Consider the following 18,711-nt stretch of genomic DNA (forward strand, 5'->3'; position numbering starts at 1 on the left):
CCCGCGTGCTCAGGCGCGGACGACCGGCTCCTGGAGTTCGGTCACCCATCGCGCCGGGTCCTCCGGGCACTCCAGGTACAGCTCGCGGGCGTACCCGGCGGAGGCGTAGCCGTTGGCGTCGATCCAGGTCGCCAGGGTCTGCGCGGTCGGCAGCAGGTCGTCCATCGCGCCCCGGTGGACGACGGTCGCCGCCTCCTCGACGCCGGGCAGGACGTGCACGAGGACGCCCTCCGCCACCGTCCCCTCGGGGACGGTCGTCCCGGCGTGGACGACGACCGAGCCGTCGCCCCGGCCCGCGTCCTCGTAGTAGGCGACGGCCGGGCCGAAGCCGGTGAGGCCCGCCGCCGCGAGCCGGCCACACAGCTCGTCGTACAGCGGGCCGATGACGGGGGTGATGTCCTGCGGGCCGAAGCTCGCGGCGACCGCGCTCAGTTCGGCGATGCGGACGGCGGGGATCTTCTTGACGACGACTTCCTGGGTGGACATGTGTCCCTCCTCCTCGATGGCCCGGAGCCTCGCGCCGACCCGGTCGAGCCGGGCCCGCGCCTCCGCCAGGGCCGTCTCCAGCTCGGCCTGGCGCAGGCGCAGCATCCCGCGCAGCTCGTGCGCGTCGAGCCGCTCGTCGAGGACGGCCCCCACCTGTTCGAGGGTGAAGCCGAGGTCCTTGAGCGCGATGACGCGGTTGAGCCGGGCCAGCTGTTCCGCCGCGTAGAAGCGGTAGCCGGTGTGCGGGTCGACCCGGGCCGGGCGCAGCAGTCCGACGGCGTCGTAGTGGCGCAGCATCCGGACCGACACCCGCCCGTGCCGGGCGAAGTCTCCGATGGTGAACATGACGCCCCCTACGGAACGGCCTCACACGGTGTGAGGGTCAACAGATGTCCGTGGGAGGGGGGTCAGGCGGCGCTGCTGAGGGAGAGCTTCGCGGCGAAGCCGAGGAAGAGGGCGCCGGCCGCCGAGGTCGCTCCGGCGGAGAGGCGCCTGCGGCGGCGGAAGGCGGCGGAGAGGCGGGTGCCGCCGAAGATGAGGGTCGTGAGGTAGAGGAAGCTGCCGAGCTGGAGCAGGGTGCCGAGGACCAGGAAGGAGAGCGCCGGGTAGGCGTAGCCGGGATCCACGAACTGCACGAAGAAGGAGATCAGGAAGAGGATCGCCTTCGGGTTGAAGAGGCTGATGATCAGCGCGCGCCGGTACGGGCGCTCGGCGGGGGCCGCCGGGGCGCCCACGGGCTCCTCCTCGGCCGACAGCGCGGGCGAGCGCCACATCGACCGGGCCGCCCGCAGCATTCCGTACGCCATCCAGGCCAGGTACCCGGCGCCCGCGTACTTCACGATCATGAAGAGGACCGGGGTGGTCTGGAGGAGGGAGGCCGCGCCGAGGGCGGCCAGGGTCATGAGGACCGTGTCGCCGGTGAAGACGCCGGCGGCGGCCTTGTATCCGGTCCGGGTGCCCTTGCGGGCGGCGACGGAGAGGACGTAGAGCGAGTTCGGTCCGGGCAGAAGGATGATGAGGACGAGCCCGGCGAGGTAGGTCGGCAGATCGGTGACACCCAGCATGGGCGGAGTGTCGCATGTGCGTACGACGTTCCGCCCGGGTGTTTCGCATCACGGAAGGGCATCACTCGCCGGGGGGCGGGCTCTTTTCGGCCGTGGTGCGCAACCACGGGCGCCCGGGAAGCATCCCTCTCCGTACAGAACGAGTTTCCCGGGGGGCAACGATGAAGCGGTCTTCGGCCGTCGTGCGCAGAGGTGTCGTACGCAGAGACGTCGTCCGGAGAGGTGTCGTACGGAGAGTGGTCCTGGCGGCGGCCTCGGTGGCGCTCGTCGCGGGCTGTACGGCCCAGGCGGCCGGTACGGGGAGCACCGGGGGCGGCGGTTCCGCGAGCCCTTCGAGCAGCTCTCCGGCGGAGCCGTCCGCGTCGGCGTCGGACCCGTCCGCGCCCGGGGCCTCTCCCACGGCCGACGGCAAGGCGCCGTCCTCCTCCCCCACCTTCCCCACGCCGGAGCCCTCGGACTCCGCCTCCGCCTCCGCCTCCACCGGCACCCCGGCGTCCCCGGCCGTCCTGAAGGACGGGGACGAGAACGAGCGGGTGCGCGAGCTCCAGGCGCGGCTGCGGCAGCTCGGCGTCTTCGACCGCGCCCCCACCGGCTTCTACGGGACGATGACGGCGGGCGCGGTCAAGGCCTTCCAGAAGAAGCAGGGGCTGCCCGGCACCGGCACGGTCGACGAGACGACCTGGCAGCGGCTGCTCGGCGCCAGCCGGAAGCCGACCGCCGACGAGCTGAAGCCGTCGACCACCAACGCCCTGGACGCCCCGGCCCCGGCGTGCCTGACCGGCCGGGTGCTCTGCATCAGCAAGGAGAGCCGGACCCTCGCCTGGATGATCGACGGCAAGGTCGTCTCGTCGATGGACGTCCGCTTCGGCTCGGAGAACACCCCGACCCGGGAGGGCACGTTCAGCGTGGGCTGGAAGGCCCGCGAGTGGACGTCGACGATCTACCACACGCCCATGCCGTACGCGATGTTCTTCAGCGGCGGCCAGGCCGTGCACTACTCGTCGGACTTCGCGGCCCGCGGCTACGCGGGGGCCTCGCACGGCTGTGTCAACGTCCGGGACCGGGCCAAGCTCGCGACCCTCTTCGACCAGGTGAAGGTCGGGGACAAGGTCGTCGTCCACTGGTAGGGACGGAGCCCGCCGGTGGGCACGGAGTCCACGGGTAGGGACGGAGTCCACGGTAGGCGAGGGGAAGAGAAAGGGCGCGGGTGGGACCGGGGGAACGTGCCCCACCCGCGCCGGGTGCGCCGAGCCGTAGGTACGGGGGGAACCCCGGCTCATCGCGCGGCCGATGACCAGTCGGCATTACGTACTGCGCCGACGGTCCGGAAAGTGTTACACCGCGAGCGGGAGGCGCGTCGTCGCGCCGGTTTCCGCGAGTCCCCCGGGGGTCGTGGCGGCCGGTCCGGCGAGGGGCCGGTCCGAGGGCCGGGCGCCTCCGCCCCTGCTCCAGGAGCCTCCGCCGCCGGGGCGGCCGTCGCCCTTCGCGCCGTCGCCGAAGCCGTCGCCGGGGCGGTTCCCGGAGCCGCCGGTGCCGGGGCGGTCCTTGGCGCCGCCCTTGGGGGCGTCCCCGGGTGCGCCGGTGGCGCCGGAGAGGAGGCGGTCGCAGTAGCGGCGCAGGGTCTCGCCGTCGCGCAGGGTGTTCGTGAGCTTGCGGCGGCCGTCGTCGTCGAGCTTCCCCGAGCGGTACGCCCGGCAGGCCTCGACGGCCTTCTCCCGGAACTCCATGCCGCCGTTCCCGTCTCCGTCCCGGTCGCGGTCCCGGCCGCCCGTGCGGTCCGGGTCCGGGGTGCCGTCCGTGCCCGCCGTGCTGCGGCCGGGCTCCGGGACGTCCCGCTTCGGCCTGTCCGGGCCGTCGCCCTCCGCCTCCCCGTCGCCCTCCGCGCCGTCGCCGCCGTCCGGGGCCGGGTCGGTCGGTGCCGGGGCGTCCGTGCCGGTGGAGGGGGACGGGCGGGGCGTGCGGTCCTCACCGGGCGGCGGGGGGCCGGGTATCCCGAGGTCCTCGCGTATGCCGTCGGGCTCCGGCGACAGGAGCGGCCGGGCGGTGTCCCCGGCCGAGACGGAGCTGGCGGGCGCGGGGCCCACCAGCGGGAGGGCGCCGGTGCCCGCGGCGACGGCGACCCCGCCGACGGCGACGGCGGCGACCGCGGCGGCGAGGCCGTACCGGGCGGAACGGCCCCAGCGGCGCGGCGCGGCGGAGACGCGCGCGAGGCGGACCCGGCCCAGGTCGGCGGGGGTTCCGGGGGCACTCACGGGGGTGCTTGCCGGTCCGGGTACGGCGGCGGCGCGGGCCGCTCCGGCCTCGCGGAAGGCGGCGAGGGCCGCGGCCTCGCCCGGGAGTTCGTCCCCGGCGGCCGGGGCGCGGACCGCGTCGAGGGCCGCCGCGAGGCGTCGGGCCCGCAGGCGCGCGAGGTCGTCGGCGGGGTCGACGGGCTCGCCGCGGAGCAGTCGCTCCGCGGTCTCCTCGTCGAGCCACTGGTACCGCTCGTCGGCCATCACATGTCCCTCTGCGTACGCGGACGCGATTGCGTCACACGGCCGGGCGCCACCGCTCCCGGTGCGCGGCCGCGCTGCGGGGGCACGCCGTCCAGGGGGACGACGGTCCCTCCGGTGCCGTCCGGGGCGCCCTCGACCCCGAGGAGTTCGGCGAGCCTCTTGAGGCCGCGGTGCGCGGCGGTGCGCACGGCGCCGGGGCGCTTGCCCAGGGTGTCGGCGGCGCTCTTGGCGTCCAGGCCGACGACGACGCGCAGCACGACGGCCTCGGCCTGGTCCTGCGGGAGCTGGGCGATCAGGTCCATGGTGCGGCCGGTGGCCAGGGCCTCCAGGGCCTCGCTCGCGGTGTCGGACTCGGCGGGCTTGTCGGTGAGCTCGGTCTCGTCGGCGCCGACGACGGGGCGCCGGCCGCGCATCCTGATGTGGTCGAGGGCGCGGTTGCGGGCGATCCGGGCGGCCCAGCCGCGGAAGCGGTCCGCGTCGCCGCCGAAGCGGTCGAGGTCGCGGGCGATCTGGAGCCAGGCCTCGGAGGCCACGTCCTCCGCGTCGGTGTCGCCGACCAGGGTGCGCAGGTAGCCGAGCAGGCGGGGATGCACGGCGCGATACACAGCACGGAAGGCGTCCTCGTCCCCGTGCTGTGCGGCGAGCACCGCGGCCGTCAGCTCCGCGTCGTCCCCCAGCACTCCCCAAACCCTGTTCGTCGGTCGCGTCGTCTCGTCGCGGCTGGTCACCGCCGCCACACCGTCCAACACACCCGCACGCTACGTGGTGCTCCGGCACCTCGTCCACGCGGTCCCCGCCCCTTGTACAACTTGCAACCTTCCGGTGGCCGGATCCGGTGTGACAGAAAGCGCACTCCCGGCGCTGAAAGGAGTACGGAGCCGTGCTGCGGCTCCGTGGAGGACGACCGGGGCCTCTCCTGTGGGGGGTGGCGGCCCCGGTCGTCTCTCCTTTTCCCCTCCCCTTTCCCCTTTTTCCGGCCTCCGGACCCTCCCGGGCGCGGTGCGCCCTCCCGCATGTCAACCAACGGTTGACATCCCTGAGGTGTCAACCTAGGGTTGCCTCATGACGAATCCAGTCGGTCCGACCGTTCCCATCCGTCTCGACGAACTCATCGAAGCCATCAAGAAGGTCCACCCGGACGCCCTGGAGCAGCTCTCCGGCGCGGTCATCGCGGCGGACCACCTCGGCGACGTCGCCGACCACCTCATCGGCCACTTCGTGGACCAGGCCCGGCGCTCCGGCGCCTCCTGGACCGACATCGGCCGCAGCATGGGCGTCACGCGCCAGGCCGCGCAGAAGCGGTTCGTGCCCAAGGACCCGGACGCCGAGAAGATGGACCCGAACGCCGGGTTCAACCGCTTCACGCCCCGCGCGCGGAACGTGGTCATGGCCTCCCAGAACGAGGCCACCGCCGTCGGCAACGCCGAGATCACCCCCTCCCACCTGGTGCTCGGCCTGCTCGCCGAGCCCGAGGGGCTCGCGGCGCACTGGATCGCCTCGCGGGGCGTGCCCCTCGACCGGGTGCGCGAGGCCGCGGCCGCGACCCTGCCGCCGGCCGTCGCCGAGCCGCCCACGCTCGTTCCGTACGACGCGGCGGCGAAGAAGGTCCTGGAGCTGACGTTCCGCGAGGCCCTGCGCCTCGGGCACCACTACGTCGGCACCGAACACGTCCTGCTCGCGCTCCTGGAGCACGAGGACGGCGAGGGCGTGCTGAGCGGGCTCGGCCTGGACAAGGCGACGGCGGAGCGGGAGATCTCCGAGGCGGTCGCCTCGATCGCGGTCCGGGCCCCCGAGGCGGAGCCGGGGGCCTGACCGTCCCCTCAGGCGGTGGTGCGGGCCCGGCGCGAGACGACCGCGCGCAGCACCCGACCGCCCTCGACGGAGAGCTCGCGGGCCCGGCGCAGTCCGGTCGGGCCGTGGGCGACCGATTCGAGGACGGCCCGCTGGCGGCGGAGCTCCCCGGCGAGCAGCGGGCCCGCACCGTCGGCGTCCCCGGCGCGGCAGCGCTCGACGAGGTCCTCGTCGGCGCCGGCCGCGTCGTACCGTCCGTGCAGGGCGAGGGCGGTGCCGGAGCAGGTGCCGACCCAGGCGCGCAGGGACTCCGCCGACCACTCCGCGGGGGCGGACGCCAGCATCCCGCGCACGGCCTCCGCCGCGTCCTCGCCGTCCCCGGCGTCCAGCTCGACGCGGGCCTTGGCGACGGCCTCGCCCCACGCCCCGCCGTCGGCGCGCGCGACGGCCGCCCAGGCGGGGCGCAGGGCGTCGCTCCGGTCGGCGTCGAGCAGCGGGAGGCAGCGGTCGAGACAGGCGAGGCCGGCCGCGGCCAGTCCCCGCTCGTCGGCCCCGTCGATCAGCTCCCGCAGACTCCGGTCGTTCTCCGGCTTCCCCGACGTCATGGACGCCTCCTCGCCACCCGATGCGGACGCGGCGGTTCCCCTTACGTGGCGGGGAGTCGCCTTTTCGTCACTGTGTGGCCGGAATCATGCCAGTGGGGTCGGCTCGTTGCCTAGGGGTACGAGGCGATCACAGTCCGAGGGCCTTCTCGTTGAACACCTCGACCGGGCACGTGGCCCGGGTGGCCCGGGCTCCGTCCCGGATCCGGCCGTCGCTGGTCACCAGCGGAACGTCGTACCCCTCCGCGAGCGCCACGTACAGGGCGTCGTAAGCACTGAGGTTGGCGTACAGCTCGCGCACCCTGGGCAGCAGCGGGAGGTGCTCCGACCTGCGCAGCGGCAGCTCCGCGAAGGCCGCGCAGGCGTCGCCCAGCTCGCGGTCGGTCAGCTTGCCGCCCCGGTGCCGGCCCAGCAGGGCCGAGGTCACCTCGATGTCGACGAGGTGCGGGGCGAGCAGCCGCTCCCCCTTGACCCGCTCCCGCACCGCCGCGCCGACCGGGCCCGCGTCGGCCAGCAGCATGACGAGCGCGCCGGCGTCCACGACGATCACTCGCGTCGCCTTCCCCGGTCGAGCTCGTCGAGCACGTCGTCCGTCGACAGCCGGGCCGTGACCCGCTCCCGGATGCGGGCGACCACGTCGTCGAGCGAGGGGGTGGCGGCCTCCTGCTCCAGCAGGGTGCGGGCGTACGCCTGGAGGGACTGCCGGTTGCGGGCGGCCCTTATCTTCAGCTCGGTCAGCGCTTCCTCGGACAGGTCTCGTACATAGAGAGTGGCCATGCGACCACTTTAGTCGCACTGCTAGCAGATCGATAGCAGCCGCTTACCGGACCCGCTCCGCCAGCGCCCTGAACCGCTCCCAGCTCGCCGTCGGCTTCGTCGGGTTCCAGACCTTCTGGGAGAGGGCCGCCAGGGGGAGGCGGATGCCCGCCGCCACCTGGGCCGGGGTCTGGGAGTTCGCCAGGTCGCACCAGACGGCGAAGCGGGCGCCGAGGATCTGGGGGTCGTACTTCGCCGGGACGGGGGTGGTGCCCCGCACCACGAGCGGGGTCCACTGCTCGTAGATCCGGCGGCCGGTGGGGTACGCGAAGTCGTTGGGCTCGCCGAGGACGTAGTAGAGGTACTCGTCGTTGAGGTTGACCATCTTCCGGCCCTGGCTCAGGTACGAGACGGGCGGCCGGGCGCCGATCTCCTTGCCCGTCCAGTACTCGACCTCCAGGTCCTCAGCCGCGTTCACGACCCCGCCCGTGAAGAAGCCGTCGTTCCAGGCCTTGAGGGTCTTGCCGGTGGGGCGGACCACGGCGGCGCGGTCGTTGAGCCAGCCGGTGGCCAGGTCCTGGACCCGGGCCGAGGGCCCGTACTTCGCCTTCGCCGCCCGCGCCAGCTTCGGGTACGTGGCCTCGGGGTCCTTCGCCATGAGGGCCACGTACTCGTCGGCGCCGAGGTGCCAGTACGCGCCGGGGAAGAGCTGGGCGTACTCGCGCAGCAGGTCGTCGACGATCTTCGCCGACGCCGGGTTCGCGATGTCGACGGCGCCGCGCGGGGCCCGGCCGCTCGCGCTGCGGAGCTGGAGGTCCGGGTGGGCGGCGATGACCGCGCCGAGGTGTCCCGGGGAGTCGATCTCGGGGACGACGGTGACGTGCCGCTCGGCGGCCAGGGCGAGGATCCGCCGCACCTCGGCCTTGGTGAGGTGCTGGGCCGAGACCACCTCGGGGTGGCTGTCGGACTCGATCCGGAAACCCTGGTCGTCGGAGAAGTGCAGTCCGAGCTGGTTGAGCTTGAGGTCGCCCATCTCCCGGATGCGGTCCTCGATCCACGCGGCCGTGAAGTGCTTGCGGGCGGTGTCGACGTTCAGCCCGCGCTGCGGCTTGGCCGGCCGGTCGTTCACCGTCCCCTCGGGCATCGCGCCGGTCGCCTTCACCGACTGCTTGAGGGTGCGGGTGCCGTAGAAGACCCCGGCCTCGTCGGGCCCGCTGATCCGCACCCGGCCGCCCTGGACGGCCAGGGTGTACGACTCGGGGGCGCCCGTCCCGCCCAGGGCCAGCTCGACGTCCCCGGGCCCGGCGGCGACGGCGCCCCGGTAGGGGATGCCCAGCTCGCCCGCGATCAGCTTGCCCTCGTCCGCGAGGCCCCCGCTGTTCGCGGCGATGACGACCCCGCCGGTGGGCGCCGGCTTCCAGCCGGGACCCCGGGCGGCCTCGTGGGCGCGGACGGCCGGGACCGTGAGGGGCGCGCTGGAGAGCGGGTACGTACGGGTCGGCGTCGGCGTCGGGCTCGGCGGGGGCGGCGCGCCGGTGGGCGACGCGCTCGTGGCCGGGCCGGGGGACGGGGCGGAGGCCGGGCCCGAGGCGGAGCCGCCGGAGCAGGCCGCCACCGTGGCCAGTGCCACCGAGGTCGCCAGGAGTGCGGGGCCCCGCCGGGGCCCCCGTATGGAGTACCGCATCAATCGGAATCCTCCCCTACGGATGAGGGTCCGGCCAATCGGGCGACGGGGCGGTCCGTTCCGGATGGCGAGATCGGAACCCCCGCATCCGCCGCCGGGGGAACGCGGGAACCCCCGATGCCGTCCATCAGGACGGCGGCAGCCGCAACGAAGGGGACGATCGTCATGCCGTGTTCACCCACGGTCGGGCGACCGGAATCCCGGAGTCCATCAGATGTTCCGAAACTCTCCCTTCCGGGTGAAAATCGCGCATCCGTCGGACACTTCCCCCGTCCCGTCGATAACGTTGCGTCACGCCCACCCCACCCGTCCCGGAGTAACCGGAGCCCACGCTGACCAGCGACACCCACACCCCCTGCCGGAAGCCGGGCGCCACGGACACCCCCGCCATACCCGTCCAGCACTCCGCGCCCCGGCACGTCGGCGGTCTCGTGGGCTTCAACGCGGCGGCCCCCGCCGAGGCCGTGGCCCTGCTGCTCTCCTGCTGCCACAGCCTCCGCTGGGCCGAACGGGTGGCGGCCCACCGCCCCTATCCCACGGTCGACGCGCTGCTCGCCGCCGCCGACGAGGCCGGCTACGACCTGTCCCGCGCCGATCTCGACGGGGCCCTGGCCGCCGAGTCCTCCCTGCCCCCGCACCCCGGCGCCCCGCCGGCCGCCCGGACCGCGCTGCGGGCCGCGCACGCCGCGTACGAGAGCAGCTTCGGACACGCGTTCGTGATCAGCCTCGACGGAGTGCGTCCCGGGGAGCGGCTCGACCAGGTTCTGGCCGGAATCCGGTCACGTCTCGGCAACGAACCGGAGGAGGAGCGGGTGATCGCGGCCGAGGAACTGCGCCGGCTCGCCCGCGCCCGGCTCGCCTTCCGGCTGGCCGAGGGGCTCACGTCCCGACGCTCCGGTGCGTGATTCCGTCCGCAATGCGGTGATTCCGGCTCGTGCGATAGCCCGTCCGTGCCTGTTTGATCACACCTATGGACCCCGCGCGAGCGAACCGACAACTCGTCGCTACGATGACCGGGGCCGGTGGACCGTACCCGGCCGGGCCAGACCGACAGAGAAGCCGGCCGGCCCTGATCCCCGCTCCCGGAGGGTTTTTCCGTGCCGGCTGGAACGCTGTACCGCGGCCGGGAAGGAATGTGGAGCTGGGTGGCTCATCGAGTCACCGGCGTCCTCATCTTCTTCTTCCTGTTCGTACACGTCCTTGACACCGCTCTCGTCCGCGTCTCCCCGGAGGCCTACGACGAGGTCGTCGCGACCTACAAGACGCCGATCGTCGCTCTCCTTGAGTACGGCCTCGTCGCCGCCATCCTCTTCCACGCGCTGAACGGCCTCCGCGTCATCGCCGTGGACTTCTGGTCCAAGGGCCCGCGCTACCAGAAGCAGATGCTCTGGACCGTCGTGGGCATCTGGGTCGTGCTGATGGCGGGCTCGCTGTACCCCATCCTCGGGCACGCCGCACGTGAACTGTTCGGGAGCTGACGCCAGACATGTCGACTGACACCACCTCCGCGATCGGCCCCGTCGAGGGCGCCCCCCACTACGACGTGGACAACCCCGCGCCGTACATCGAGGCCCCCCGCAAGCGCACCGGCAAGACCCCGCGCGCGACCCGCGGCAACTTCGAGATGGCCGCGTGGCTCTTCATGCGCCTCTCGGGCGTCGTCCTGGTCGTGCTGGTCCTCGGCCACCTGCTGATCCAGCTCTTCCTGGACGGCGGCGTCTCCAAGATCGGCTTCGCCTTCGTGGCCGGCCGCTGGGCGTCCCCGTTCTGGCAGGTCTGGGACCTGCTGATGCTCTGGCTCGCCATGCTGCACGGCGCCAACGGCCTCCGTACGGTCATCAACGACTACGCGGAGCGGGCCAACACGCGCCTGTGGCTCAAGGGCCTGCTGTACACCGCCACGGTGTTCACCATCCTTCTGGGCACGCTGGTGATCTTCACCTTCGACCCGAACATCCGCTAGGCACGGGGCTGAGGTAATCCACTCATGAAGATCCACAAGTACGACACCGTCATCGTCGGCGCCGGCGGCGCCGGTATGCGCGCCGCCATCGAGGCGACGAAGCGCAGCCGCACCGCCGTGCTCACGAAGCTCTACCCCACCCGCTCCCACACGGGCGCCGCGCAGGGCGGCATGGCCGCCGCGCTGGCGAACGTGGAGGAGGACAACTGGGAGTGGCACACCTTCGACACGGTCAAGGGCGGTGACTACCTGGTCGACCAGGACGCCGCCGAGATCCTGGCGAAGGAGGCCATCGACGCCGTCCTCGACCTGGAGAAGATGGGCCTGCCGTTCAACCGCACCCCGAACGGCACCATCGACCAGCGCCGCTTCGGCGGCCACTCCCGCAACCACGGCGAGGCCCCGGTCCGCCGGTCCTGCTACGCCGCGGACCGCACCGGCCACATGATCCTCCAGACGCTGTACCAGAACTGCGTCAAGGAGGGCGTGGAGTTCTTCAACGAGTTCTACGTCCTGGACCAGCTGATCACCGAGGTCGACGGGGTCAAGCACTCCGCGGGCGTCGTCGCCTACGAGCTGGCCACCGGCGAGATCCACATCTTCCAGGCGAAGGCCGTGATCTACGCCTCCGGCGGCACCGGCAAGTTCTTCAAGGTGACCTCCAACGCGCACACCCTGACCGGTGACGGCCAGGCCGCCTGCTACCGCCGCGGCCTGCCCCTGGAGGACATGGAGTTCTTCCAGTTCCACCCGACGGGCATCTGGCGCATGGGCATCCTGCTCACGGAGGGCGCCCGCGGCGAGGGCGGCATCCTGCGCAACAAGGACGGCGAGCGCTTCATGGAGAAGTACGCGCCGGTCATGAAGGACCTCGCGTCCCGTGACGTCGTCTCCCGCTCCATCTACACGGAGATCCGCGAGGGCCGCGGCTGCGGTCCCGAGGGCGACCACGTCTACCTGGACCTGACGCACCTCCCGCCGGAGCAGCTGGACGCCAAGCTCCCGGACATCACCGAGTTCGCCCGTACGTACCTCGGCATCGAGCCGTACACGGACCCGATCCCGATCCAGCCCACCGCGCACTACGCCATGGGCGGCATCCCGACCAACGTCGAGGGCGAGGTCCTCTCGGACAACACCACCGTCGTCCCGGGCCTGTACGCGGCCGGCGAGGTCGCCTGCGTGTCGGTGCACGGCGCCAACCGCCTCGGCACCAACTCGCTGCTCGACATCAACGTCTTCGGCAAGCGGTCCGGCATCGCCGCGGCCGAGTACTCCGCCAAGGCCGACTTCGTCGAGCTGCCGGAGAACCCGGAGTCCCTCGTCGTCTCGCAGATCGAGAAGCTGCGCAACTCCACGGGCAGCGAGCGGGTCGCCGACCTGCGCCGCGAGCTCCAGGAGACGATGGACGCCAACGTGATGGTGTTCCGCACGGAGCAGACCATCAAGACGGCCGTCGAGAAGATCGCCGAGCTGCGCGAGCGCTACGAGAACGTGTCCATCCAGGACAAGGGCAAGCGCTTCAACACCGACCTCCTGGAGGCCATCGAGCTGGGCAACCTGCTCGAACTGGCCGAGGTCATGGCCGTCTCGGCCCTGGCGCGGAAGGAGTCCCGCGGCGGTCACTACCGCGAGGACTACCCGAACCGCGACGACGTCAACTTCATGCGTCACACGATGGCGTACCGCGAGGTCGGCAAGGACGGCTCCGAGACCGTGCGTCTCGACTACAAGCCGGTCGTCACGACCCGCTACCAGCCGATGGAGCGTAAGTACTGATGGCTACTCCCGTACTGGACAAGGTCGAGAAGGACTCCGCCGCCTCCCCGTACATCACGGTCACGATGCGGATCCGCCGCTTCAACCCCGAGGTGTCGGACGCGTCGGTCTGGGAGGACTTCCAGATCGAGATCGACCCCAAGGAGCGCGTGCTCGACGCCCTCCACAAGATCAAGTGGGACGTCGACGGCACGCTGACCTTCCGCCGGTCGTGCGCGCACGGCATCTGCGGCTCGGACGCGATGCGGATCAACGGCAAGAACAGGCTCGCCTGCAAGACGCTGATCAAGGACATCAACCCCGAGAAGCCGATCACGGTCGAGGCCATCAAGGGCCTGACGGTCCTGAAGGACCTGGTCGTGGACATGGAGCCGTTCTTCCAGGCGTACCGGGACGTCATGCCGTTCCTGGTCACCAAGGGGAACGAGCCGACCCGCGAGCGCCTGCAGTCCGCCGAGGACCGCGAGCGCTTCGACGACACCACCAAGTGCATCCTGTGCGCCGCGTGCACGTCGTCCTGCCCGGTCTTCTGGAACGACGGCCAGTACTTCGGTCCGGCCGCGATCGTCAACGCGCACCGCTTCATCTTCGACTCGCGCGACGAGGCCGGTGAGCAGCGCCTGGAGATCCTGAACGACAAGGACGGCGTGTGGCGCTGCCGCACCACGTTCAACTGCACGGACGCCTGCCCGCGTGGCATCGAGGTCACCAAGGCGATCCAGGAAGTGAAGCGCGCGCTGATCACGCGTCGCTTCTGAACCACGGTACGGCGGTTGAGCCCGCTTCTGTACGCTCGGCGTGCGGAGGCGGGCTTTTCCGTCCGCACGCGCACGTGTGTCGTTGTGGAGAGCGGGGACTGATGAGCGAGCCGAACCCTTACGCGGAGGGCGAGTACAAGTGGGGCCCGGGGCAGCCTCCGGGGCAGGGCGGCGCGCCCGGGACGCCGGGGTACGGATACCCGCAGGGCGCGGCCCCCGGCTACGGGTATCCGCACGGCGCGACCCCGGCGTACGGGCATCCGCAGGCCCCGGGCTACCAGCCGACGCTGGCCGAGGGGGTGGCCGTGCCGCCCGTGCCGCACCCGTTCCCGCAGGCGCCGGCCGGGGCCGCGCCGGTGCTCGCGCTCGGTGACATCACGGTCGTCGGAGACCAGATCATCACCCCGGCGGGGGCGATGCCGCTGAAGGGCGCGGTGTGGAACGCGATGGACATGTCGCGGACCGAGGAGAAGATCCCGACGGCCGCGATCGTGCTCGCGATCGTCTTCGCGCTGCTGTGCCTGGTGGGTCTGCTGTTCCTCCTGATGAAGGAGAAGAAGACCACGGGCTTCATCCAGGTCACCGTGACCAGCGGGGGCCGCCACCACGCGACGATGATCCCGGCGACCGGCCCGGACACCATCCACTGGGTGATGGGGCAGCTCAACTTCGCCCGCTCGCTGAGCGTCTGACGGGCCGTTCCGCCGACGTCAGCCGCGCCAGGAGTCGGGGGCGTCCCCCGACTCCGCCGCGACCATGACCCTGCGCAGCATGTCGTTGAGCAGGGTGCGCTCCTCGGGGCCGAGGACGCCCAGGAGCCGGTACTCCTCGTGGCCGAGGACGTCCATCGCGCCGAGCCAGGTCTCGCGGCCGGCGGCGGTCAGCTCGACGACGACCCGGCGCCGGTCGGTGGTCGACTGGGTGCGGCGGACGAAGCCGCGCTTCTCCAGGACGTCGAGGCGGCCCGAGACGGAGGCGGGGGCCAGGTCGAGGTCCTGCGCCAGCTCGGAGGGGGCGGCGCTGCCGCCGCGCCCGGCCAGCTTGTGGAGCGTGTCGAACTCGTGGCGCTCCAGGTCGAAGTCGACGAGCGACTGCTCCCTGACCCGGCGCAGATGGACCGAGAGCTTCTTCATCCGGGTGATCGCGCCCTCGACGACGGGGTCGAGTCCGGGCAGGACGGGCTGCCAGCGGGCGACGTGCCCGTCGGTCCAGTCGCGCCGTTCCGAGGGGGCGGGGGGCGCGGGGGTGGGGTCCATGGGGCGATCGTACGTCGGGACGGGGCACGTCCACCCCTCCAGGTGCTTCGGTTCCTAATATTTCGTTGACGAATCATTCGGTGCCGAAATACTCTTCGGGTCATGCCCGCCGCCCCCGCCGCCACGGCGCCCGCACCCGTCCCCCACCCCCTGCGCACCCGCTCCTTCCGGCTCCTCTTCACCGGCCGCGCCCTCTCCCTCCTCGGCGACGCCGCCATCCCCGCCGCCCTGGCCCTCGCCGTCCTGGAGGCCACCGGCTCCACCGCGGCGCTCGCCCTGGTGCTGGGCTGCGCGATGGTCCCCAAGCTGCTCCTGCTGCCGCTGGGCGGCGTCGTCGGCGACCGGTTCGACGCGCGGACGGTCGCCCTGACCACCGATCTCGTGCGCTGCGCCACCCAGCTCCTCGTCGGCGTCCAGCTCCTCGGCGGCTCCCCCAGCCTCGCCGTGCTCGCGGTCGCGGAGGCCTTCGGCGGGGCCGCCGGGGCCTTCGCCATGCCGACCGTGGCGCCCCTGGTGAAGGGCACGGTGGAGGCCGGGGCGCTGCACCGGGCCAACGCGGCGATGGGCGTGGCCCAGAGCGCCACCCGGCTCGCGGGCCCGGCGCTCGCGGGCACGCTGGTCCTGACGGTGGGCGCGGGCTGGGCGTTCGTCCTGGACGCGGCGACCTTCGGCCTCAGCGCCCTGCTCCTGCTCGCCGTCCGGGTGGAGCGGGTGCCGATCCCCCGCCGTTCGCTCCGCGCCGACCTCGTCGAGGGCTGGCGGGAGGTCCGCTCCCGCGACTGGTACTGGACCAGCCTGATCGGCCACAGCGCCTGGAACGGCGCCGCGGCCGTCCTGATGACCCTCGGGCCCGCGATCGCCGTGCAGCGGCTCGGCGGCGGCACCACCTGGGTCGTCCTCCTCCAGGTCGGCGCCGTCGGCTTCCTCCTCGGGGCGCTGCTCGCCGACCGCTTCACCCCCCGGCGCCCGGTCCTGACCGCGAACCTCGGGCTCGCCACGTACGCGCTGCCGCTGGTCCTGCTCGCCGCGGCCGCGCCCGCGCCGGTGACGATCGCGGCCTACGGGCTCGCGCAGGCGGGCCTCGGCTTCCTGTCGCCGGTCTGGCAGACCGCCGTCCAGCGCGCGGTGCCCGCCCACGCGCTCGCCCGCGTCACCTCGTACGACTGGCTGCTCTCGCTGGCCGCGATGCCGCTCGGCTACGCCCTGGCCCCACTCGCCGCCTCGGCCTGGGGCCCCGAAGCGCCCCTGATCGCCGCCGCGGCGGTGGTGGGCGGCTGCTGCCTGGGGACGGCGCTGGTGCCGGGGGTACGGAAGTTCACCTAGGGCGCGGGGTCCGGCTCAGGACGCGGGGTCCGGCTCAGGGCTCGCCCGGCGGACGGGCCCCGGGGGCGCGGCTCAGGGCGCGGCCGGTGCCAGGGCCTCCGCCAGGAAGGCGGTGAGGAGGCGGGCGGTCTCCTCCGGGCGCTCCAGGGCGGGGAGGTGGCCGGCCCAGTCGAGGTCGACGCGGCGGGCGGCGGGCAGCAGGCGGGTCAGCTCGTCGGCGACGGCCCGGAAGTCGGGCAGGTCGTGGGCGCCGACGGCCACCAGGGCGGGGGCCGGGATGCGGGCGATCTCGTCCCGGGTGACCTCGGGGTCGACCGGGTCGTACTCCTCGGGGGCGGCGAGCTGCACCTCGAAGGCGCGGCGCTGCATCTCCCGGACGAGGGCGCGGGCCCCGCCCCCGGCCTCGGGGCCGAGCCAGGTGTCGACGTTCAGCTCGACAGCGGCGTCGACGTCGCCCGCGTCCAGGAGCGCGTCCTCGCGGTCGCCCCAGGCCTCCAGCTCCGCGCTCGGCTCCATGCCCGGTATGCCGGAGCCGAGCAGGGCGAGGGCCGAGACGCGCCCGGGGTGGCGGGCGGCGAACTCCAGGGCGACCTCGCCGCCGAAGGAGGAGCCGACGACGACGGCGCGGTCGGCGCCGAGGTGGTCGAGGAGGTCCCGGACGTCCTCCGCGTGGGTGTGCGGGGCGTCGATCGGGGTCTCGCCGAAGCCGCGCAGGTCGCAGCGGACGACACGGTGCCCCGCCTCGGCGAGCGCGGAGAACTGCGCGTCCCACATCCGGCGGTCGCAGACCCCGGAGTGCAGCAGGACGACGGTCGAGGGGCCGGTTCCGGCCAGGTCATGAGAGAGCGTCACCTCGCGACCCTAGACGTCCGGGGCGGGGAAGGCCATCCCTTCCCCTCAGGACTTGAACACGTTCAAGAAGGGGTCTACAGTCATGACCGCCAGCTTTTGAACGCGTTCAAGGGAGGGTGGGGCATGGACCTCACTGTCGTCGCGTACATCGTCTACCTGCTGATCAGCGTGGCCCTCACCGTCTGGGTCGCCCGCACCCTCAGCCGCAACGGAAGGATCTTCCTGGCCGACGTCCTGCACGGGAACGAGAAGCTCGCGGAGGCCGTCAACCACCTCCTGGTGGTCGGCTTCTACCTCGTCAACTTCGGCTTCGTCGCCCTCTACCTGAGCCAGGACGCCGCCGTCCTCGACGCCCGGGCCCTCTTCGAGGCCCTCTCCGTCAAGCTCGGGGTCGTGCTGCTCGTCCTCGGCGTGATGCACCTCGGGAACGTCTACGTGCTCAACAAGATCCGCCGGCGCGGGGTCATGGAGCGCGAGCAGGTGCCGCCGGTCGGCCCGCAGGGCTGGACCGCGCCCCCCAAGGGCGGCCCCTGGGCCCCGCCCGCGCCGCAGCAGGGCTGAACCGCCGTGCCGACCGCACCCGGAGGGGGCGCTCCCGAGCGGAGCGCCCCGGCGCCGGACCCCGTACCGCCGGCCCCCGCACCCCCGGCCCCCGCACCGGCTCCCGCACCGCCGGCCCCCGTCGTACGGACGCCCGTGAAGCGCCTGACCGTGCTGTACGACGCCGACTGCCCGCTCTGCGTGCACCTGCGGCACTGGCTGCTGCGGCAGCGGCAGCTCGTCCCGCTCGACCTGGTGCCGGCCGGGTCCCAGGAGGCCCGGCGCCGCTTCCCGGCCCTCGACCACGCCGCCACCCTGCGGGAGATCACCGTGATCGGGGACCGGGGCCAGGTCTACCGCGAGACCGCCGCCTGGATCGTCTGCCTCTGGGCACTGGCCGAGCACCGGCCCAGGGCCCACTGGCTGGCCACCCCCGCCGGGCAGCCCTTCGCCCGGATGACCGTCCTGGCCGCCGCGAAGTGGCGCGAGGCCCTCAAGGGACCCGGGAACGGCACCGGACCGGACGGCTGCGCGGACGGGCGCTGCGAGGTGCCCGGCCCGCCCGGTTAGGCTCGGGCCCGTGAAGGACGTGAAGGAAGAGAAGAAGGCCCCCAAGAGCGAGCAGACCCGCACGCTCATCCTCGAGACCGCGCTCCGGCTGTTCAGGGACCGCGGCTACGACAAGACGACGATGCGGGCCATCGCCCAGGAGGCCGGGGTCTCCGTCGGCAACGCGTACTACTACTTCTCTTCCAAGGAACACCTGGTCCAGGGCTTCTACGACCGGATCGCCGAGGAGCACCAGGCGGCCGTGGAGCCCCTCCTGGCCGGAGGCGAGAAGGACCTGACGACCCGGATCCGCGGGGTCTACCTCGGCTGGCTGGACATCGCGGAGCCGTACCACGAGTTCGCGGCCCAGTTCTTCAAGAACGCCGCCGACCCGGACAGCCCGCTCAGCCCGTTCTCGCCCGAGTCGGAGGGGCCGCGCGAGGCGGCGATCGAGGTGCACCGGCGCGTCATCTCCGGCGCCTCGGTGAAGCCCGACCCGGAACTGGCCGAGGCGCTGCCGCAGCTGCTGTGGCTCCAGCAGATGGGCCTGGTGCTCTTCTGGGTGTACGACCGGTCGGAGGGGGCGGTCAACAGCCGTCGGCTCGTGGAGCGGCTCGCGCCGGTCACCGCCCGCGCGATCTCGCTCTCCCGCTTCCGGATCCTGCGCCCGCTGGTCAAGGAGACCCACGAGCTGCTCTCCGACTTCATGCCGACGGCGGCCGGGATGGCGGCCTCGGGCAAGCCGAAGCGGACGGGCGGGAAGGCGTAGGGAACGCCACGGGACGTGCCGTGGGAAACGCCGTGGGGCCGTAC

General features: G+C 73.0%; 22 protein-coding genes. 12 read left to right on the top strand and 10 right to left on the bottom strand.

The genetic code is table 11. The features are described 5' to 3' along the window. Positions 1-9: 9 nt before the first annotated feature. Positions 10-831, bottom strand: a complete 822-nt coding sequence (locus ACIQD7_RS17945) for a MerR family transcriptional regulator (RefSeq protein ID WP_121829491.1) — start codon at positions 829-831, stop codon at positions 10-12. Positions 832-893: 62 nt separating this feature from the next. Continuing rightward, complete coding sequence (gene leuE / locus ACIQD7_RS17950; protein ID WP_402442638.1) at positions 894-1,550, bottom strand: leucine efflux protein LeuE; 657 nt, start codon at positions 1,548-1,550, stop codon at positions 894-896. 242 nt (positions 1,551-1,792) lie between these two features. Here leuE and ACIQD7_RS17955 point away from each other — a divergent pair, with 242 nt between their 5' ends. Further along, on the top strand, positions 1,793-2,677 hold the full coding sequence (locus ACIQD7_RS17955; protein WP_402443276.1) for a L,D-transpeptidase family protein: 885 nt from the start codon (positions 1,793-1,795) through the stop codon (positions 2,675-2,677). Between the two features lie 207 nt (positions 2,678-2,884). Here ACIQD7_RS17955 and ACIQD7_RS17960 read toward each other — a convergent pair whose 3' ends face one another. After that, positions 2,885-4,045 carry a hypothetical protein gene (locus ACIQD7_RS17960; protein WP_402442640.1) on the bottom strand — a complete coding sequence of 387 codons (1,161 nt, stop codon included), beginning with the start codon at positions 4,043-4,045 and terminating at the stop codon, positions 2,885-2,887. Next, on the bottom strand, positions 4,045-4,725 hold the full coding sequence (locus ACIQD7_RS17965) for an RNA polymerase sigma factor (protein WP_402442642.1): 681 nt from the start codon (positions 4,723-4,725) through the stop codon (positions 4,045-4,047). Before ACIQD7_RS17965 ends, ACIQD7_RS17960 begins: the two co-directional genes overlap by 1 nt. 382 nt (positions 4,726-5,107) lie before the next feature. On the opposite strand from ACIQD7_RS17965, the gene ACIQD7_RS17970 reads away from it, so the two are divergent. Beyond that, entirely contained in the window at positions 5,108-5,857 is a 750-nt protein-coding gene (locus tag ACIQD7_RS17970; RefSeq protein WP_402442644.1) for a Clp protease N-terminal domain-containing protein, read from the top strand. A gap of 8 nt (positions 5,858-5,865) precedes the next feature. Here the strand turns inward: ACIQD7_RS17970 and ACIQD7_RS17975 are convergent, their stop codons facing one another. The 4 genes from ACIQD7_RS17975 to ACIQD7_RS17990 all read right to left on the bottom strand — a co-directional run bounded on the left by ACIQD7_RS17975 (position 5,866) and on the right by ACIQD7_RS17990 (position 8,878). Further along, the gene (locus ACIQD7_RS17975) at positions 5,866-6,441 is read right to left on the bottom strand and encodes a hypothetical protein (RefSeq protein WP_402442646.1); all 576 of its coding nucleotides are present in this window, start codon (positions 6,439-6,441) and stop codon (positions 5,866-5,868) included. A gap of 127 nt (positions 6,442-6,568) precedes the next feature. After that, positions 6,569-6,988 carry a type II toxin-antitoxin system VapC family toxin gene (locus tag ACIQD7_RS17980; protein WP_383316851.1) on the bottom strand — a complete coding sequence of 140 codons (420 nt, stop codon included), beginning with the start codon at positions 6,986-6,988 and terminating at the stop codon, positions 6,569-6,571. Then, positions 6,985-7,215 carry a FitA-like ribbon-helix-helix domain-containing protein gene (locus ACIQD7_RS17985; RefSeq protein ID WP_402442648.1) on the bottom strand — a complete coding sequence of 77 codons (231 nt, stop codon included), beginning with the start codon at positions 7,213-7,215 and terminating at the stop codon, positions 6,985-6,987. Before ACIQD7_RS17985 ends, ACIQD7_RS17980 begins: the two co-directional genes overlap by 4 nt. A gap of 43 nt (positions 7,216-7,258) precedes the next feature. Continuing rightward, on the bottom strand, positions 7,259-8,878 hold the full coding sequence (locus ACIQD7_RS17990; protein ID WP_402442649.1) for a glycoside hydrolase family 20 protein: 1,620 nt from the start codon (positions 8,876-8,878) through the stop codon (positions 7,259-7,261). A gap of 431 nt (positions 8,879-9,309) precedes the next feature. On the opposite strand from ACIQD7_RS17990, the gene ACIQD7_RS17995 reads away from it, so the two are divergent. From ACIQD7_RS17995 to ACIQD7_RS18020, 6 genes are all read left to right on the top strand, one after another. Continuing rightward, positions 9,310-9,783, top strand: coding sequence for a 2-oxo-4-hydroxy-4-carboxy-5-ureidoimidazoline decarboxylase (locus ACIQD7_RS17995; protein WP_121832353.1), 474 nt, complete (start codon positions 9,310-9,312; stop codon positions 9,781-9,783). Between the two features lie 192 nt (positions 9,784-9,975). Then, the gene (gene sdhC / locus ACIQD7_RS18000; protein ID WP_073809812.1) at positions 9,976-10,356 is read left to right on the top strand and encodes a succinate dehydrogenase, cytochrome b556 subunit; all 381 of its coding nucleotides are present in this window, start codon (positions 9,976-9,978) and stop codon (positions 10,354-10,356) included. Between the two features lie 8 nt (positions 10,357-10,364). After that, positions 10,365-10,841 carry a succinate dehydrogenase hydrophobic membrane anchor subunit gene (locus ACIQD7_RS18005; RefSeq protein ID WP_121832352.1) on the top strand — a complete coding sequence of 159 codons (477 nt, stop codon included), beginning with the start codon at positions 10,365-10,367 and terminating at the stop codon, positions 10,839-10,841. 24 nt (positions 10,842-10,865) lie between these two features. Further along, on the top strand, positions 10,866-12,620 hold the full coding sequence (gene sdhA / locus ACIQD7_RS18010) for a succinate dehydrogenase flavoprotein subunit (protein ID WP_121832351.1): 1,755 nt from the start codon (positions 10,866-10,868) through the stop codon (positions 12,618-12,620). After that, the gene (locus ACIQD7_RS18015) at positions 12,620-13,378 is read left to right on the top strand and encodes a succinate dehydrogenase iron-sulfur subunit (protein ID WP_015035718.1); all 759 of its coding nucleotides are present in this window, start codon (positions 12,620-12,622) and stop codon (positions 13,376-13,378) included. The genes sdhA and ACIQD7_RS18015 overlap by 1 nt, the downstream gene beginning before the upstream one ends. A 101-nt stretch (positions 13,379-13,479) precedes the next feature. Beyond that, positions 13,480-14,070 carry a hypothetical protein gene (locus ACIQD7_RS18020; RefSeq protein ID WP_121832350.1) on the top strand — a complete coding sequence of 197 codons (591 nt, stop codon included), beginning with the start codon at positions 13,480-13,482 and terminating at the stop codon, positions 14,068-14,070. Between the two features lie 18 nt (positions 14,071-14,088). Here ACIQD7_RS18020 and ACIQD7_RS18025 read toward each other — a convergent pair whose 3' ends face one another. Further along, the gene (locus ACIQD7_RS18025; RefSeq protein ID WP_402442653.1) at positions 14,089-14,634 is read right to left on the bottom strand and encodes a MarR family winged helix-turn-helix transcriptional regulator; all 546 of its coding nucleotides are present in this window, start codon (positions 14,632-14,634) and stop codon (positions 14,089-14,091) included. 102 nt (positions 14,635-14,736) lie between these two features. Here ACIQD7_RS18025 and ACIQD7_RS18030 point away from each other — a divergent pair, with 102 nt between their 5' ends. Then, positions 14,737-15,957 (top strand): MFS transporter, encoded by a 1,221-nt coding sequence (locus ACIQD7_RS18030; RefSeq protein ID WP_402442654.1) that lies wholly within the window; start codon positions 14,737-14,739, stop codon positions 15,955-15,957. Positions 15,958-16,029: 72 nt separating this feature from the next. Here ACIQD7_RS18030 and ACIQD7_RS18035 read toward each other — a convergent pair whose 3' ends face one another. Beyond that, positions 16,030-16,809 (bottom strand): alpha/beta fold hydrolase, encoded by a 780-nt coding sequence (locus ACIQD7_RS18035; protein ID WP_402442656.1) that lies wholly within the window; start codon positions 16,807-16,809, stop codon positions 16,030-16,032. Positions 16,810-16,932: 123 nt separating this feature from the next. Here ACIQD7_RS18035 and ACIQD7_RS18040 point away from each other — a divergent pair, with 123 nt between their 5' ends. The 3 genes from ACIQD7_RS18040 (at position 16,933) to ACIQD7_RS18050 (ending at position 18,667) form a co-directional block, all read left to right on the top strand. Beyond that, the gene (locus ACIQD7_RS18040; protein WP_121832346.1) at positions 16,933-17,370 is read left to right on the top strand and encodes a hypothetical protein; all 438 of its coding nucleotides are present in this window, start codon (positions 16,933-16,935) and stop codon (positions 17,368-17,370) included. A gap of 135 nt (positions 17,371-17,505) precedes the next feature. Then, entirely contained in the window at positions 17,506-17,919 is a 414-nt protein-coding gene (locus ACIQD7_RS18045) for a thiol-disulfide oxidoreductase DCC family protein (RefSeq protein ID WP_402442659.1), read from the top strand. A gap of 10 nt (positions 17,920-17,929) precedes the next feature. Then, on the top strand, positions 17,930-18,667 hold the full coding sequence (locus ACIQD7_RS18050; RefSeq protein WP_402442660.1) for a TetR/AcrR family transcriptional regulator: 738 nt from the start codon (positions 17,930-17,932) through the stop codon (positions 18,665-18,667). The last annotated feature ends 44 nt before the right edge of the window (positions 18,668-18,711 follow it).

The sequence above is a fragment of the Streptomyces sp. NPDC093071 genome (genome assembly GCF_044754545.1).
Taxonomy (GTDB): Bacteria; Actinomycetota; Actinomycetes; order Streptomycetales; family Streptomycetaceae; genus Streptomyces.

Excerpts from the sequence above, each read along its gene's own strand:
- ACIQD7_RS17945 (WP_121829491.1), bottom strand. The coding sequence starts at position 831 with ATGTTCACCATCGGAGACTTCGCCCGGCACGGGCGGGTGTCGGTCCGG.
- leuE (WP_402442638.1), bottom strand. The coding sequence starts at position 1,550 with ATGCTGGGTGTCACCGATCTGCCGACCTACCTCGCCGGGCTCGTCCTC.
- ACIQD7_RS17960 (WP_402442640.1), bottom strand. The coding sequence starts at position 4,045 with ATGGCCGACGAGCGGTACCAGTGGCTCGACGAGGAGACCGCGGAGCGA.
- ACIQD7_RS17970 (WP_402442644.1), top strand. The coding sequence starts at position 5,108 with ATGACGAATCCAGTCGGTCCGACCGTTCCCATCCGTCTCGACGAACTC.
- ACIQD7_RS17975 (WP_402442646.1), bottom strand. The coding sequence starts at position 6,441 with ATGACGTCGGGGAAGCCGGAGAACGACCGGAGTCTGCGGGAGCTGATC.
- ACIQD7_RS17985 (WP_402442648.1), bottom strand. The coding sequence starts at position 7,215 with ATGGCCACTCTCTATGTACGAGACCTGTCCGAGGAAGCGCTGACCGAG.
- ACIQD7_RS17990 (WP_402442649.1), bottom strand. The coding sequence starts at position 8,878 with ATGCGGTACTCCATACGGGGGCCCCGGCGGGGCCCCGCACTCCTGGCG.
- ACIQD7_RS18005 (WP_121832352.1), top strand. The coding sequence starts at position 10,365 with ATGTCGACTGACACCACCTCCGCGATCGGCCCCGTCGAGGGCGCCCCC.
- sdhA (WP_121832351.1), top strand. The coding sequence starts at position 10,866 with ATGAAGATCCACAAGTACGACACCGTCATCGTCGGCGCCGGCGGCGCC.
- ACIQD7_RS18015 (WP_015035718.1), top strand. The coding sequence starts at position 12,620 with ATGGCTACTCCCGTACTGGACAAGGTCGAGAAGGACTCCGCCGCCTCC.
- ACIQD7_RS18020 (WP_121832350.1), top strand. The coding sequence starts at position 13,480 with ATGAGCGAGCCGAACCCTTACGCGGAGGGCGAGTACAAGTGGGGCCCG.
- ACIQD7_RS18025 (WP_402442653.1), bottom strand. The coding sequence starts at position 14,634 with ATGGACCCCACCCCCGCGCCCCCCGCCCCCTCGGAACGGCGCGACTGG.
- ACIQD7_RS18030 (WP_402442654.1), top strand. The coding sequence starts at position 14,737 with ATGCCCGCCGCCCCCGCCGCCACGGCGCCCGCACCCGTCCCCCACCCC.
- ACIQD7_RS18040 (WP_121832346.1), top strand. The coding sequence starts at position 16,933 with ATGGACCTCACTGTCGTCGCGTACATCGTCTACCTGCTGATCAGCGTG.